The sequence below is a fragment of the Paenibacillus sp. TAF43_2 genome (assembly GCF_052113545.1).
Taxonomy (GTDB): Bacteria; Bacillota; Bacilli; order Paenibacillales; family Paenibacillaceae; genus Pristimantibacillus.
This window is the reverse complement of the sequence record NZ_JBFRDK010000026.1, coordinates 1-15,783: the sequence shown is the minus strand read 5'-3', so window position 1 is coordinate 15,783 and position 15,783 is coordinate 1. Positions and strand designations below refer to the sequence as shown.

At 46.0% G+C, this 15,783-nt stretch carries 10 protein-coding genes; 2 read left to right on the top strand and 8 right to left on the bottom strand.

The genetic code is table 11. The features are described 5' to 3' along the window. Positions 1-218: 218 nt before the first annotated feature. From AB4Z17_RS08210 to AB4Z17_RS08175, 8 genes are all read right to left on the bottom strand, one after another. A complete protein-coding gene (locus AB4Z17_RS08210) occupies positions 219-749 on the bottom strand; it encodes a hypothetical protein (protein ID WP_441910786.1) in 531 nt (176 codons plus the stop codon). Between the two features lie 133 nt (positions 750-882). Beyond that, positions 883-1,998, bottom strand: coding sequence for a CobW family GTP-binding protein (locus AB4Z17_RS08205; protein ID WP_441959169.1), 1,116 nt, complete (start codon positions 1,996-1,998; stop codon positions 883-885). An 899-nt stretch (positions 1,999-2,897) separates the two neighbouring features. Next, on the bottom strand, positions 2,898-6,842 hold the full coding sequence (locus AB4Z17_RS08200) for an S-layer homology domain-containing protein (RefSeq protein WP_441959167.1): 3,945 nt from the start codon (positions 6,840-6,842) through the stop codon (positions 2,898-2,900). A gap of 325 nt (positions 6,843-7,167) precedes the next feature. Then, positions 7,168-8,049 (bottom strand): carbohydrate ABC transporter permease, encoded by an 882-nt coding sequence (locus AB4Z17_RS08195; RefSeq protein ID WP_083682329.1) that lies wholly within the window; start codon positions 8,047-8,049, stop codon positions 7,168-7,170. Positions 8,050-8,067: 18 nt separating this feature from the next. After that, entirely contained in the window at positions 8,068-8,997 is a 930-nt protein-coding gene (locus AB4Z17_RS08190; RefSeq protein WP_441959165.1) for a carbohydrate ABC transporter permease, read from the bottom strand. Between the two features lie 185 nt (positions 8,998-9,182). Beyond that, the gene (locus AB4Z17_RS08185; RefSeq protein ID WP_441959163.1) at positions 9,183-10,511 is read right to left on the bottom strand and encodes an extracellular solute-binding protein; all 1,329 of its coding nucleotides are present in this window, start codon (positions 10,509-10,511) and stop codon (positions 9,183-9,185) included. A 97-nt stretch (positions 10,512-10,608) separates the two neighbouring features. Then, the gene (locus AB4Z17_RS08180) at positions 10,609-12,147 is read right to left on the bottom strand and encodes a helix-turn-helix domain-containing protein (RefSeq protein WP_441959162.1); all 1,539 of its coding nucleotides are present in this window, start codon (positions 12,145-12,147) and stop codon (positions 10,609-10,611) included. Further along, positions 12,147-13,919, bottom strand: coding sequence for a cache domain-containing sensor histidine kinase (locus tag AB4Z17_RS08175; protein WP_441910779.1), 1,773 nt, complete (start codon positions 13,917-13,919; stop codon positions 12,147-12,149). Before AB4Z17_RS08175 ends, AB4Z17_RS08180 begins: the two co-directional genes overlap by 1 nt. A 156-nt stretch (positions 13,920-14,075) precedes the next feature. On the opposite strand from AB4Z17_RS08175, the gene AB4Z17_RS08170 reads away from it, so the two are divergent. Then, complete coding sequence (locus tag AB4Z17_RS08170) at positions 14,076-14,735, top strand: helix-turn-helix transcriptional regulator (RefSeq protein ID WP_076269800.1); 660 nt, start codon at positions 14,076-14,078, stop codon at positions 14,733-14,735. Next, positions 14,732-15,783 (top strand): alanine racemase (locus AB4Z17_RS08165; RefSeq protein ID WP_441959161.1); only part of this gene is annotated, 1,052 nt, incomplete at its 3' end. The genes AB4Z17_RS08170 and AB4Z17_RS08165, both read left to right, overlap by 4 nt.

Below are 15,783 nucleotides of genomic sequence, written 5' to 3'. Positions count from 1 at the left end.
ACCCAAACACAATGATAAAAATAGGATAATAACACTATATAATTCGACAAAAAACCACTTTTTTTCTTTATTTTCCGAAACAACAAGGGTCTATCGCATCTATTCATGTTTGTATGATATCTAGTAAAAAAGTCCAACACTTTTAATTTAAATCCATGATTTCCTGACGAAAAAAAGCCCCCTCTGTCTATGGCAGAGGAGGCAATGGGATAGCTGGCTTACACTTGATTTTGTTTGTTCTTCTCTTTAACATCGTTATCCTCATTGCTGCGGTCATGATCCTCTAAGCGATGGGGACGCTTGCCTTTACCGCCATGCAGCTTATAAAGCTCTTCGCGCAGCTGCTCCGACGTCTTGCCTTCTGTCTTAATGCCGTGTTCCTTCGCAATCTCACGCAAATGCTCCAGCCGCTTCGCTTGATGCTCAGCTTTAAAAGCTTCCCATTTATCTTTATTGGCAAGCTTCGCAGCCTCGACTTCCTTCTTCAGCTGGTCCACTGACTTGCCATCGGCTTTAATACCAAAATAGGTCGCTATTTCCTTCAGCTTCTCCAGACGGTAAGCCTCAAAATCTTTGCGGGTCATTTTGCCTTTGTAATGCTTATGCTCTTTGTCCATATCAGACTCTTTAGGGTGCAGAACCACTAGCGAAGCATCCGGCAAAGCCGTAACCGACTTCGCTGCCCATACGGGAGCGACTGAAAACAGTACAAGCAGCGCCACCATAGGAATAAACCATTTTCTAATCATTTGTTGCCACACCTTTCTATTACATTCGTGTTGCGGAGACAATGGTCATGCCTCGTCAGCATTATTTTGCCCAAGCAATCACAGGAATAGACATGATAATGGCAATTTTCGACATATCCCTACAGCAAGTTGATTATCCCTGCGTCTCTATGTTCAAGTGCTGCTCAAGCAGTTCCAGCTCATTTTGCAGCCATTCTTTGGAAAAATGCTCTCCGATAAATACCGCAACATCGTTTACATGTCCTTGCGGCTCGATTCTCATAAAATCAGATTCCTTATACGCATATTGGAACAGGAACCGACTAGGCGCATCCGTGAACGTCACAATCCCTTTTGCGCGGTAAATGTTAGCTGGAAGCTTTTGCAGCAGAGATTCAAAGGCTTCACTGCTCACAGGGCCGCGCCAATAATGCGTCACAACCATAACATGGTCATGCGAATGATGATGGCTGCTATGGTTGTGGCTGCTAAGGCTATCATCATGGGAGTGAACGCCATCGCCGTGGTCATGGGTACAGCCGGCAACTGAGCATTCTTGGCTGTCATGGCTATGACCATGCGCGGCTGATGCGCGCTCTTGTATGTCTAACGCTTCATCACTAGCATGCACAGGTGCTTGGAAATCCGTATTTCCAACTGTTTCAAGCCAGCTCCAATCGTCAATTGCGCAGCGCACCGTTGCTATAATTTGAGCATGGGCATTTAATTCCCGCAGCTGCTGCTGCGCTTCAACTAGCTGATCCGGCTCCAGCTTGTCCGCCTTATTTAGCAGCAAAATCGTAGCACATTTTATTTGCTCCAGCATCAGCTTGAACGTGCGACCCTTCCCGTCGCGGCTCCGCGCGAGCAGCTCAGGGCCATCAACAATCGTGATAACACTGCGTAGATCGATTTCCTTATACATTGCTGCCTCGGTTATCCCATCCAACGTCTCCATCGGATTGGCAGCACCAGTCGATTCAATGAAGATGACATCAGGCTTATGCTCGTCAATGAGCATGCTGATCTCCATCCCCAAATCGCCCCGCATCGTGCAGCAGATACAGCCGCTTAGCATCTCAGCCATCGGCACTTCATCCCCTACAAGCTGACCATCAAGGTTAATATCGCCCAGCTCGTTCATAATGACCGCCGGCTTCAATCCCTGCGCGGTGTAATAATCCAACAATCTTCTCAGCAGCGTCGTCTTCCCGCTTCCAAGAAAACCAGACAATAAATGAACCGGTATGTGTTTCTCTCTATTAGTCATTGTAAGTTCTCCTGTATGGACAAATTTTTAAACGCATATGAATATTTCTATTATATCGTAATTGTTACGTTCATTCATCTTTTCATAAGCAGGGCTCCAATTTAGCAAAAAAGAGGTATCCTAAAATCAATAAGCGCATATATGCGCTTACAGACAACTAACCCTGCCGTTTCGCACGCTGTAAGAACATATGCGTGCTTATTGCATCATTTCCCGCCTCGATCCTACGCCTCAGCAGCTCAATAAGCGCACATATGCGCTTACAGACCACAAACCTTGCCGTTTCGCACGCTGTAAGAACATATGCGTGCTTATTGCATCATTTCCCGCCTCGATCCTACGCCTCAACAGCTCAATAAGCGCATATATGTGCTTACAGACAACAAACCTTGCCGTTTCGCACGCTGTAAGAACATATGCGTGCTTATTGCATCATTTCCCATCTCGACCCTACGCCTCAACAGCTCAATAAGCGCATATATGCACCTACAGACAACTAACCTTGCTATTTCGTACGCTTTAAGAACATATGGGTGCTTATTGCATCATTTCCCGCCTCGACCCTACTCCTCAGCAGCTCAATAAGCGCATATCTGTGCTTGCAGACTACAAACCTAGCCTTTACTCTCGCTGTAAGAACTTATGCGTGCTTATTGCTTCACTTCCCGCCTCAACCCAACGCCAAAATTCGCCAGCCCGTCTTTTGCTAAAGAGTGCATCAACAGACAAAAAATAAAAAAATGGCGTCACAGAAATTAATCTCTGTGACCCCATCTCGCTGTGACCCCATCTTTTCAATATTGTTATCGAACTATCTCTACTGCGAATTTATCTATTTTGAGACAAACTCTACATTGAACTACTTTTTGAAGTTCTACTATTAAATTCACTTATGCCGCTTAATTAGTAGGTACCATCTTCAGAAGACGAACGATCAACACAACGGCTTCTTCTCTAGTAGCATTGGCTTTAGGCTCGAATTTTTGTCCACTCTTACCGTTAATAATCCCAGCGTTAGCTAGTGCGTTAATTTGATCTTCTGCCCAATTCGCAGTGATATCCTGGAATTTCGCTTCTGTACTCAAAAGGGAAATATCCAGCAGCCTTGCTAATAGTGCTGCAATTTCAGCTCTTGTAATTTCACGATTGGGATCGAAGCTGCCATCTGCATATCCTGTCATAATGCCGTTTTCCATTAAGGCCCTAATTGCTTTCTCCGCAAAGTGACCCTTAGCATCCGTCAGCTCTTGCGTTCCTTTAGCTGTGAATCCAAGTGCATTTACGAGCATTTGAGCAAACTCACCGCGTGTTACTTTCGCTTCACCACGGAATTTATCGCCTGCATACCCTTTTACTATCCCAGCCCGTGCAGCGAAATCAATGTCAGCAAAACTCCAAGAAGTTGATTTTACATCCTTAAAGGCTGTTGGAGCTGCTGCTTCAGCCTTTGCTTTCATTTCAGCTACAAATGCTTTATCCACTTTGTCGTTGTAAACAGGTTTGTTGACAACAGGCGTTGGCGTTGGTGCTATCGGTGTTGGTGTTGGCACTGTCGGTACACTCGGTCCTGTTGGCGCTGTTGGCGTCGGTGTTGGTACAACTGGCGCTGCATTCACTGTTACAGTATAAGCGGTCTTCGTCGTTGTATCCTGCGCTGTAACAATGACCTTGTTGCCCGTTACCAATGTGTCAGCTTCTTTTATTCCATCCGCCTCATAGACAACAAACGTGGCATGCTCTGCTGGAGTGATCGCATCAATAAACTCGGCTAATGTTGTTCCATATGGAATATTCGTTATCGTTTCATCAGTTGTACCGCCAGTGCTTACGCTTCCTATTGTCGAGGACAACGTTGACACCGTGCTTTTTGGCTTAATGTCCGCTATACCTACCGTCAACACTTGTATAGCAGATGCAGGATTTTCTGATGTTGCTGCTGTACGAACGGAGATCGTGTCTCCTGCTTGTACGCTAATATTATCAACAAAAGCAGCTGCAGCTGTTACTGCAACATAATTCCCATTATTGTGTTTGTACTCCATAACATCCGTAACGGCATTTAAACGCGTGGTGTCAGCGTTTGTTCCTGGCGATAAATTCCCCGTTGGCGGTGCAGCTTGCATCGTTACAGTATATACGGTATACCTTGAATTATCCTGCGCTGTAACGACGACCTTGATGCCTGTCTCTAAAGTTTCTGCCTCATTCTCGCCGTCCGCCTCATAAACTTCAAATGTAGCATAAGCTGCTGGCGTGATCGCTGCCTTAAATGCGGCTAACGTTGTTCCATATGGAATGTTCGTTATTGTTTCATCTTCAGTTCCACCTGTGCTTACTGTTCCTATTGTCGAAGTCAATGTGGATACCATGCTTTTTTGCTTAATATCCGCTAATCCAACCGTCAACACTTGTATAGCAGATGCAGGATTTTCTGGTGTTGCTGCTGTACGAACGGAGATTGTGTCTCCTGCTTGTACATTAATGTTATCTACAGAGGTCTGACCCGTTGCAATGGCTGCAAAATTAGTTGCCGTCACAAAATCAATATCATTTCCGCTATTGTATTTATACTCCATCTTATCTGTCACCCCATTCAAACGCGTTGTTCCAACGTTTGTTCCTGGTGACAAATTCCCTGCTGGCGGCGCTGCTTGCATCGTTACGATGTATGTGGTCTTCGTCGTTGTATCCTGCGCTGTAACAATGACCTTGTTGCCCGTTACCAATGTGTCAGCTTCTTTTATTCCGTCCGCCTCATAGACAACAAACGTGGCATGCTCTGCTGGAGTGATCGCATCAATAAACTCAACTAACGTTGTTCCGTAAGGAATATTCGTTATCGTTTCATCTGCTGTTCCGTCAGTGCTTACATCTCCCAGTGTCGAGGTCAACGTTGAGACTGTGCTTTTAGGCTTAATGTCCGCTGAACTAACCGTCAACACTTGTACAACAGATGCAAGGTTTTCTGATGTTGCTGCTGTACGAACGGAGATCGTGTCTCCTGCTTGTACGCTTATGTTATCAACAGAAGTTGTACCCGTTGCAACCGCAACGTAATTCTCGCTATTGCGTTTGTACTCCATCTTATCTGTTACGCCATTCAAACGCGTCGTTTCTGCGTTTGTTCCTTGAGACAAATTCCCTGTTGGTGCTCCTGCTTGCACCGTTACGGTGTAGATGGTCTTCGTTGTTCTATCTTGCGCTGTTACGATGACTTTATTGCCTGTCTCTAATGAATTCGCTTGGTTTATTCCATTCGCCTCATAGACTTCAAAAGTCGCATCGGCTGCTGGTGTAATTGCTTCCTTAAACTCAGCTAACGTTGTTCCATATGGAATGTTCGTTATCTTTTCATTTGCTGTTGTGCCAGTACTTACTGTTCCTATTGTCGAGGTCAGCGTGGATACCGTGCTTCTTGGCTTAATGTCCGCTAGACCTACCGTCAATACTTGTGCAGAAGATGCCGGTTTATCCGATGTTGCTTTTGTACGGAGAGACAGCACATCTCCCACTTGTACGCCTAGGTTGTCAATAAAAGCAGAACCCGCTGCAATCGCCATATAAAGCCCATTATTTAGTTTGAGCTCCATTTCATCGGTAACACCGTCCAAACGTGTGGTGTCAACGTTTGTTCCTGGTGATAATTTCCCCGTAGTTGGTGCTTCTGCTGCTCCTATTATTGTGTAGCTCTGAATCATAACTTCTTTATATGCCGTCCCTTTAACTGCAATTGCTTTAATCGTCATATCTTCCGTCACTACAATAGGTGAGCTGTATCGTGTACTGCTCAGCGTCGGCACATCGCCGTTCGTCGTATAATAAATGGATGCGCCTATTGTCCCACTGCTAAGCTCCACCTCTGTCTTCCAATCAACTGCCCCTTCTTCTACATCCGCTGTAGGAGTTTCTGCCAAGAAAACTTGCAGTTGAGGATAGTTCCCCTCTTTTATAAACCACTCTGAGTTAAAGTCCCAATTCGTGAATGTGGATTCTGTTTTCATCTCAGCAGTTGACCGAGGTGCTCCTTTTCCTGAATTATCATATTGTTTTGAAATCTCTCTATCATAGAAGCTATCAACGTCTACGCTAGCGTCTGCACCTCCATAAGTACCGCCCACTAACCCCCCGCTAGGATAGGCAGTTGCGACATAACCTGCAGCAAAACTGTTTGTAATCGAACCTCTATATTCAAGCCCTACTAAACCGCCTAACTGAGAAGTGCCTGAAACATTGGTTATGGAATAGCTATTGAGAATTTTTGCTTCTTCTTTGTACCCTACTAGACCGCCTACATAATGTGTCCCTTTAACGTCGCCTGTAACATAACTGTTCGACACTGCTGATGAAGAGCCCCTTAAACCGCCCACTAAACCACCAGTAAACATTCCACCTATAATATCCACATTTTCTAACCCTATATTTTTTATAAAAGAACCTGCAGCCACTTGTCCGAAGAAACCGACAAAATTTTCGTTGCTATTCGTTCTCAGTCCCGTAATCACATAACCATCACCATCGAAGGTGCCGTAAAAGTTACCGAAGGGCTTCCAAAACTGTCCATCATTGTACCCTCCTTCACCTTCAGAAAGATAATCCGTTAAATCGATATTACTGCCGAGCTTGAAATTTTTGGAATAATAATTCCGCACGCTATCTAACTGCTCAGGTGTCGTAACGATATAAGGATCATCAACAGATCCAGTTCCGCCACTAAAGCCTGGCGCCGCAAATACCTGTGAAGCATTCGTCAAAGGCCCAAATAATGAAATAATTAATGCGAAACACATGACTCGTATTAGAATACTTTTTACCTTTTTCCCAACTAGCATTGATCCTTGTGCCATACGAATAGTTCACTCCCAAATCATGAATAAGATATAGTTGCATACGGGCTTTAGCATAAATGCTAGGCTTTTAAAAAAACACCAACTAAAGTTAGTTTTGCGCAAATAAAGTCGAAAAAGCCAGTATCCACGCGCATTTTGGCGTCGACTAGTAGTCAATTTATCCCATATAAGCAATAACCCCAAACGAATGGCGCCGTACTTTTTTTGAAGCTCCATTAGATATTCACGATCATCTGCATCTGCTAAATATAATGATAGAATCAGAAAAAAACGGTATCCTCCCCAGCGGGATGATACCGATTTTTTTTTTACTATCCTCTAACTAACCTTTAACTGCTCCAGCTGTCATCCCTTTCATGACCTGCTCCTGAAATGCCAGATAAGCAATGATCGTTGGAATAACAGCAAGTGCCATCGCTGCCATCGTAAGCTTATAGTCTGTGGAGTAACCTGTTGCAAATATGGATAAACTGAGCGGCAGCGTCTTTAAGCCAGGGTCACTAATAAAGACGAGCGCAAAGGAGAAATCATTCCAATATCTCAAGAAGGCTAGGATACCAACTGTCGCTAGAGCCGGAAGGGACAAAGGAAGCATCATACGAAGGAAAATTCCCCAGTAGCCAGACCCGTCAATCATCGCAGCCTCTTCAATTTCTTTCGGAAAGGTATTCATATAAGCCACACAGACAAAGATGGCAATCGGCATCTCGAACGCTGTATAAGGCAAAATCAATGCCGCATAAGTGTTCAAAATATCGATCTTGTTCATTAATATGAACAGTGGAACGAGTGTGCTGTGAATAGGGATGAGCATGCCGAGCATAAAAATGCCCATTACGAGCAGCTTGCCTCTAAACTGAAAGCGTGATATCACATACGCGCTTAATGCACCCATTACAAGTGTAATGACAAGCGCAGTTAAAGTAACAATGGCCGAGTTCATGAACGCAGTGCCCATATCTGCAACTTCCCAAGCACGAGTGAAGTTGCTCCAATTCCAAATGTCCGGCAGGCCGAACGGGCGCGAGTAAAATTCCTCATTTGTTTTAAAAGCGCTAATAAACAGCCAAATGAGCGGATATAGCGTGACTAAGGCGTATACGGTAAGACCAATGGATTGCAAGCTTCCTCTCAGCTTGCGCAGCCCTGTTCCTAAACTTGCGGAGGAGGCTGAGTGTGAAGCGCTAATTGATGGCGTAGTCATACTGTGGGTCCCCCTCCATTATTTTTTTGATTTCATTAAATATTGGCTTCCCGCTACGAGAACCAAGCTGATGATGATGATCATGGTGGATACTGCACTGCCATAACCGAAGCGATAGATCGAAAATGTATTATTGTACATGTACGATGCCAGCAGCTCCGTCGAATTCGCCGGTCCGCCGCCTGTCATAACATAAATAAGATCGAATGCTTTAAGGCTGCCGGATATACAGAGCACAACGGCTACTTTAATCGTATCCCAAATCATCGGAAGCTTGATCGAGAACAGCTTGCGAGAGCCTTTTGCGCCGTCAATCTGAGCGGCATCATCAATCTCACTCGGAATATTTTGCAAAGCGGCAATAAACATGATGAGATATGGACCAACATTCAGCCAAATGATTGGAACCATGATGGCATACATCGATATCGATGGGTCAGACAACCACTGCTGTTTCCAACTGCTTAATCCCAAGGTGTCGAGCAAAAAGTTCAGTACACCAATTTGCGGATGATAAATGTATCCCCAGATGATACCGACTACAACGGAAGAAAGCACCATTGGCATAAAGATGGAAGCTCGGATAAACTTTTGGAACCAGCCGTTTTTGAGCAGTACTAAGGACAAGACCAATGCAATCGGCACCTGACCGAAAACAGACGCAGCAACAATGAGCAGATTGTTTTTGAACGAATGCCAGAACAACCGGTCTTGAATAACCTCTTTATAGTTGTCCAGTCCAATAAACCGCATCTCACCAATGCCTTTCCAATCAAAAAAGCCATAATAAGATGACCATAGTATCGGTACGATAACAAAAAAGATGAAAAGCGCAAGCGCCGGAAGAAGCAGCAAACCTRCTTCGTAAGCATAAGCCAAGGTTTGCGCAGCAAACCTACTTCGTAAGCATAAGCCAAGGTTTGCGCAGCAAACCTRCTTCGTAAGCATAAGCCAAGGTTTGCGCAGCAAACCTGCTTCGTAATGCTAGTAAGAGCACGGGGATTTCCTGACAGCTTCGGCATGCGATCCTATTCGCAGCTTCCAGTTGTGCTTGCTGTAAAGGACTTCAGCTTGCCGATCTTCATGCAATCAGGAATCCCTGTACTCAATAACCTAACTACCGAGCAGCTATGTTACTTTCCTAGCGCTTTCRCTTGCGCCTCTTGGATTTTTTTCGCGATGTCTTCCGGTTTGCCACCCATCAACAGCTCCTGTAGTCCATTGTTCACGGCTTCAGCTCCTGCAGAAGTCAGCTTGCCATCATACACCGGCGTCATCTTCACACTGTTCACAAGCTCATATACTTCGCTAAAGATTGGAGAAACTTTGCTCTTATCCAGCTCTACTTTGTAGCTGACAAGCTGATTGCTCTCAAGCGTACGTTTTTGCGCTTCTGGTCCTGACATCGCATAGATGAGTTCAAATGCTGCATCCTTTTTCGGACCAATCGCATCCTTGCCTAGACCCATGCCGACACCAACGACGCCAGATAGAGAATTAGGATCGCCTTTTCCACCTGGAATGGATGGAAGAACCGTTGCGCCCATCGCTTTAAGTGCATCTTCTGAAGCGTTGGAAGCTAGATTCGACAATGCCCAGCCGCCGTCAATCATCATCGCAGCTTTGCCTTGCGCAAACATTTGCTCCATTTGCGTGTTGTCGATTGCATTAAATCCGTCTTGGAATGCACCTGCAGTTCCTAGCTGCTGCATGTAAGTTAATGCCTGTACAAATTCAGGGTCCGTAAATGCCGCTCCATCTTGGCTTGCTGCTTTCAAGAACCACTCCGTACCAGTTACACGGTCAGCCAACGAGCTGAAAATACTGGATTGTGCGAGCCATGCCGCTTTATTGCCTAGAGCGATTGGCGTAATATTTTTGCCTTTCAGCACGCTAATTGCATTCAACAGCTCATCCCATGTTTTTGGGACAGTAAGGCCATTTTCTTCAAGAATCGTTTTGTTGTAGTATAGAATCGATGTTGGAGACAAGCCCATCGGAGCGCTATAGATGTTGCCATCTACTGTGAAAGCGTCGAAGGAATTAGGCATGAAACCTTCTTTCCATTCTTGGTGGCTGTCAATCAGCTCATTAACGGGCTGAATAAGTTTCCCTGCTGAAAATTCCTGTGTCATAGAGCCATTGGATAAAATGAATACATCCGGCATTTCATCTGCCGCAGCGACCGTTTTTAGACGCGTCTTGTAACCGTCTGGCGGGATCGCTTGAATATCGAGCGTAATGTTCGGATGATCGGTCTGGAACTGCTGAATAATCGAACGCATCGTTTGCGCTCTAAGATCGTCACCGGTAAAGTTATGCCATAGGCTTAGCTTCACTTTCTCAGCTGCCGGCTCACTGCCGTCCTCATTTTTTTTGCCGTTATTGTTTGTTCCGCCGCACGCTGCCAAGATAGAAATCATTAGAGTGACCATAATTGCAATTGTTAGTGTCTTCTTCATGTCATGTTTCCTCCTTGATATTTGTCTTACCTCCGAGTATAGGGAATCATAGGCGACATGGGCAGGGGACAGAACTCAGGAGTAGGGTAGATAAACTTCAGCTTCTCGTCCGGTATTCCGAAGGTGTAAAACCCGTAAACCGTTTAAACAATTGGCTAAAATATTTCATATCCGTATAGCCCACGCGGCTTGCAACCTCACTCACCTTTATCGGTGATTCATCCAAAAGCCGCTTGGCGCGCTCCACTCTCATGCGAGTTACAAATTCAATGTAGGTATGGCCCGTCTCACGCTTGAATACCTCGCTGAAGTGGTTTGGATTCAAATGAACATGCTTGGCAACCTGCTGCAATGTGAGCTCTTTATCCAAATGATCATGAATATAGGCAATCGAACGCTTAATGTAAGGTATGCCTTCCTGTCCAATCGTCTCACGGTACAGCATCATCAATTGGTGAAGCTGCTCATACAGCAATCCAACTCCGTTATCGGTAATTGGCGAGGGGGAAATGCTGTTAACAAACTTCTCTTTGGAGAGGGCAGCAGATTCTCCAAAAGAGGCAATGACTCGCTCTACCCAGCGGTGGGCAGAAATTTGGACGGATTGAAGAAACTTCTGCAAGGAATCCGGCGTCGTATCTCCATCTTTAAGCTGGCGTTCGATGAGCTCTTGAACCCATTGGTAAAGCTGCGTGTTCGATCCGTTCTGGAATAACGCAGTGAGCTTTCCTTCTTCCTCCTGCGAGCAGACAGTACGTCCGCCTCGGCGTCCCTTTATATCCTCGTATGCGAGCAGTCCTTCTTGGCCAATAATTCCTTTGAACAAAAAAGCATAAGAAGCCTCCGTGTACGAATCCTGAAGCTTATGCCAGTCTGAAACAACCGTGCCTGTTGCCCCGAACAATTTGCATTTCAGCTTCCTTGTTACCCTCTCCATCAATCTAGCGAGCTGTGATTGATCTGCTCGCATGCTTTCATGCCTAAGAAGAATGACGAGACTATCTTTACGCAAAAGCGCCTCTCCATCTATCAGCTCGCTTATCATATTGTGCACGGCAAACAGCAATAAATAGCCGTGTCCCGATTCATTTCCCCAGCCTTCAGCCGAGACAATTACCGTTTGATAAAAAAAGGTTTCGTTCAATCGCAGCTTCGGCAGAAGCTTCGCCGCTTTCTCTGCGGAGTGATTGTCAATTTCCGTATCCGCAATCAGCCTCTCAAGCAATCTGTCGCGTAGCTGGTCTTTTTTTAGTGCCTCCCACTTTTGCAGAATTCGCATCTTCGCTCCATTTACCGCTCGGATGATTTCATCCGGACGGCTCGTTTTGAGCAAATAATCTCCTGCTCCTTCTCGAATCGCCTGCTGGGCATAGGAAAATTGATCGTAGCCTGTCAAAATAATGACCTCACTATCAGGCAGCAGTCTCCTGACATCTCCCGCAAGCTCTAGTCCGCTGCGTCCCGTCATTTGAATATCCGTCAATACAATTTCCGGCTGCTCCAATTCCAGACGAGCAAGCGCCTCCTCGGCTGATGCTGCCGGCTGCAGCAGCTCATAGCCAAGTTCTGCCCATTTTATAACGGTGCTCAAACCAGTTCGAATAATGACCTCATCATCTACGATTAACAGCTTCATTAGGCTTTGCCTCCTTCGTGTAACATCGGGATCGAGAAGGACACGCGTGTCCCTATTCCGTCCAAGCTTTCAATGCGCAAGCCTGCTTCTGCCCCGTAATGCAGCTGCAGCCGCTTATGAACGTTGCGAAGTCCATAGCTGCCGCGATCTAGGCGATCACGTTCTTTTTTGCGATCATCCGGTCCGTGGAGCTCTTTATATATAGCAGCCAGCTTAACCGAGTCGATGCCAACGCCTGTATCTTCTACAGCAAAGGACATAAACAATCCTTGCATATGTGCGGTTACTTTGATCAAACCAGCTTCAGCTTTTTTCTGAATACCATGAATAAGTGCATTCTCAATTAAAGGCTGCAGCAGAAGCTTCAGCATCGTTAAGTCCATTAGTTCCTGATCGGCCTGAACGATAAACTCAAACTTGTCCGGGAAGCGGATCGACTGAATATTGGCATAATGGCCGGCATGCGCCACCTCCTGCTCAACCGAGCAAAACTCCTCGCCATTGTTTAAGCTGAATCGCATAAAATCACTTAAGCTGCCTACCATATCGGCCGTCTTCTCATCTTGATTCATGAGCGCCATCCAGTGGATAGAGGATAGAGTATTGTACAAGAAATGAGGATTGATTTGCGCTTGCAGCGCATGCATATCCGCTTCTTTTTTTGATGATTCCTCCAGCTTTACCTGCTCCGTCAAACCTTCAATTCGCTCGCTTAGCTTATTGTAGCTTCGCACGAGCTGTCCTACCTCATCCATCGTTTCCACCGGATACGTTTGCATCGGCTCTTCCGGGTTCGAGTGCTTTAGAAACTGTGTCAGCATAATAAGCGGATTGGTCACTCGTTGAACGAAGTATAGAACGAGCACGGCCACGAGCAGCATCGAAAAAATAATGACGATCGCCATCAGCTGCAGGACATAATTATTTTGAGCTTTGTATTCTGTGAAGGGCATGACGCCCGTCAGCCGCCAGCCTACATCAGCAACCGTGTCATAGAGTATGGTCTGTTTACTTTCACCATGGCCGTAGTTGAGAGTTCCTGCATTCCCTCTTATCGTCAAGCCTGGCAGCAGAGCTTCCATTGTCATCATTGACCTGCTTTGATCACTGCCGGACAAGATTTGTCCCTTCTCATTGGACAAAACGACATAGCCCCCCGCTGAAATGCCCGCCTGATTCATCAGCTTGGAAACAGCTTCTTCGTTAAGGCTAATGACTAACGTTCCAATTTGTTTGAAGCTGTTCAGACTGCGAATCGGCCTGACGAGTGAGATCACCTGCTTCACCCCAGCTGCTGTATCCGTCTCGTAGCGGCTCGTCCACCATTTTGCACTAGATTGATAATGCTCAATATCTTCTCCAGTCAGCTCGGATAATTCCGTCTCAAAAATCGTTGTATTTGAAACGGGATGGGACTGGCTTTGCGGATAAATCGTGATGTCCGAAATATACGATTTGGAGAACACCAGATTAGATAGAAACTCAATCATTTGCGTTTGTTTAACTGCATTTTCTCCTGAACTGCTCAAATATTGCTGTACATCCTTTTGCCCAATCAAAAATAAGGACATATTCTCGATATCTTGAACGATAAATTCGAGATTCGTACCCGTCTGACGCAATAGGCTCTTGCCCGATTGCTTTGCCTTCTCTTCCGTAGCTGTCGCTGCCATGTTGTAGGCAAATAAGCCCAGCGCGAGCAGCGGAATGAGAACCGATAGCAGCAGCAAAAAGGATAACTTACGCTTTAATGAGCTACTAATCCAGCGCATCTCTCATCCCCACTCTCCTTTTCTCGTATCAATAAAAAGTTTAAAAACATCCTATCACACTTTTTTTTAGGTTAACAGATTTTTTGTTTGATTTTTCGAGTAAGTCGTAGTACCATGTGGGCAATGAGGCTTTAAGAAAGTGGAGAGTGAATGCAAGTGGAATCGATATCTCAAGAATTACTATTTTTGACGGAGATGGCCAAAGGAATAACCGCTCAGTTTGGAGACAATTGCGAGGTCGTTGTGCATGACTGGTCAAAGCCTGTAGACAGCACCATTGTTGTCATCGAGAACGGCCACGTCACCGGAAGAAATGTAGGAGATCCCGGCACGAATCTTGGACTGGAAATTATGAGAGGCACCTCCGAGGGTGATAACCGCCATAATTATGTTACCCAGACGAAGGATGGACGTATTCTCCGTTCGACCTCCATGTATGTAAAAAATAACGCCGGCACCATCATTGGAGCGCTCTGCATCAACTTCGACATTACCGATCTGATGGTTGCCGAGAAAACGCTTCAATCGCTGACAGCGAGCGGACTACAGCCGGTTCGAGAATCGTTTGTCAGCAACGTGAACGACCTGCTCGATACGCTCATACAGGAAGCGCAGGTCACGATTGGCAAGCCGCCAGCTGCCATGACCAAAGAAGATAAAATTAAAATCATTCAATTGCTTGATCAAAAGGGTGCTTTTCTCATTAAAAAGTCAGGCGAGAAGGTTTGCAGCTATTTGAGCATTTCAAAATTTACGTTATACAGCTATTTGGAGGAATCCAAAGGCGTAGATAGCGATGAAGGAGCAAGCGAATGAGCGAAATATTGAACGTACGCAAAGATGAGGAAGCCTTGCTTAAGCTAGAAACACCATGCGTTGTCATCGACAGTGATGCTGTCGATAACAACATTGCTGCAATGGCAGAGGCTATCGCGAAACGCGGCGTAAAGCTTCGTCCCCATGCCAAAACACATAAGCTGCCGGAAATGGCCTCAAGGCAGCTCGCGGCTGGTGCCATCGGCATCACCGTAGCCAAAATTTCCGAAGCAGAGATCATGGCAAGCGGCGGCATTTGTGATATTTTTGTCGCTTATCCGTTAGTGGCCAAATCCAAGCTTGAACGTGCAGCTCGGCTCAGTCTATCCGGCGTCCGTATAATTATCGGAGTCGATAGCTTGGAGGGTGCGAAGCGCATTTCTGAGACAGCCGTGCGTGAAGGCGCAGTGCTGGAAGTACGCCTTGAACTGGAAACGGGACTTCGCCGTACAGGAGCTGCGATCGATAAAGCCGTGGAGCTTGCGAAGCAAATCAATGATCTTGACGGCATAAAGCTTAGCGGTATTTTCACCTATCGAGGGGCTATGGTCGGCGGAGCATCGACGCTCGATTTGGAAGCAGCCGGCCATGAAGAGGGTCGCTTGATGGTTGAGGCTGCTGCAGCTCTACGGAGCGCAGGCATCGCCATTGAGGATGTAAGTGTAGGCTCTTCGCCTACTGCGCTGTTCGCTGCTGAAGTTGACGGCATCACTGAAGTTCGTCCCGGTACTTACATTTATCAAGACCGAATGCAGGCAGCTTTCGGAACATGTGCGCTTGAGGATTGTGCCGGCGTTGTGCTGGCTACCATTGTCAGCAGGCCCTATGAAGATTTAATCATCATTGACGGCGGCAGCAAAACATTCGCAACGGACGTGCAACCGGGCAATTCACCTTTATTCCTTAAGGGCTTCGGCCATATCATCGGAGATTCTGAAGCGATTTTGGAGCGAATGAATGAGGAGCACGGCATGATTCGTGTACAGCCGGATTCCGCCTATCAGGTAGGCGACTTGGTGCAAATCATCCCCAATCATATATGCAGCAC

Coding starts and splice junctions, on each gene's coding strand:
- AB4Z17_RS08195 (WP_083682329.1), bottom strand. CDS start 8,049: ATGACTACGCCATCAATTAGCGCTTCACACTCAGCCTCCTCCGCAAGT.
- AB4Z17_RS08200 (WP_441959167.1), bottom strand. CDS start 6,842: ATGGCACAAGGATCAATGCTAGTTGGGAAAAAGGTAAAAAGTATTCTA.
- AB4Z17_RS08205 (WP_441959169.1), bottom strand. CDS start 1,998: ATGACTAATAGAGAGAAACACATACCGGTTCATTTATTGTCTGGTTTT.
- AB4Z17_RS08180 (WP_441959162.1), bottom strand. CDS start 12,147: ATGAAGCTGTTAATCGTAGATGATGAGGTCATTATTCGAACTGGTTTG.
- AB4Z17_RS08210 (WP_441910786.1), bottom strand. CDS start 749: ATGATTAGAAAATGGTTTATTCCTATGGTGGCGCTGCTTGTACTGTTT.
- AB4Z17_RS08175 (WP_441910779.1), bottom strand. CDS start 13,919: ATGCGCTGGATTAGTAGCTCATTAAAGCGTAAGTTATCCTTTTTGCTG.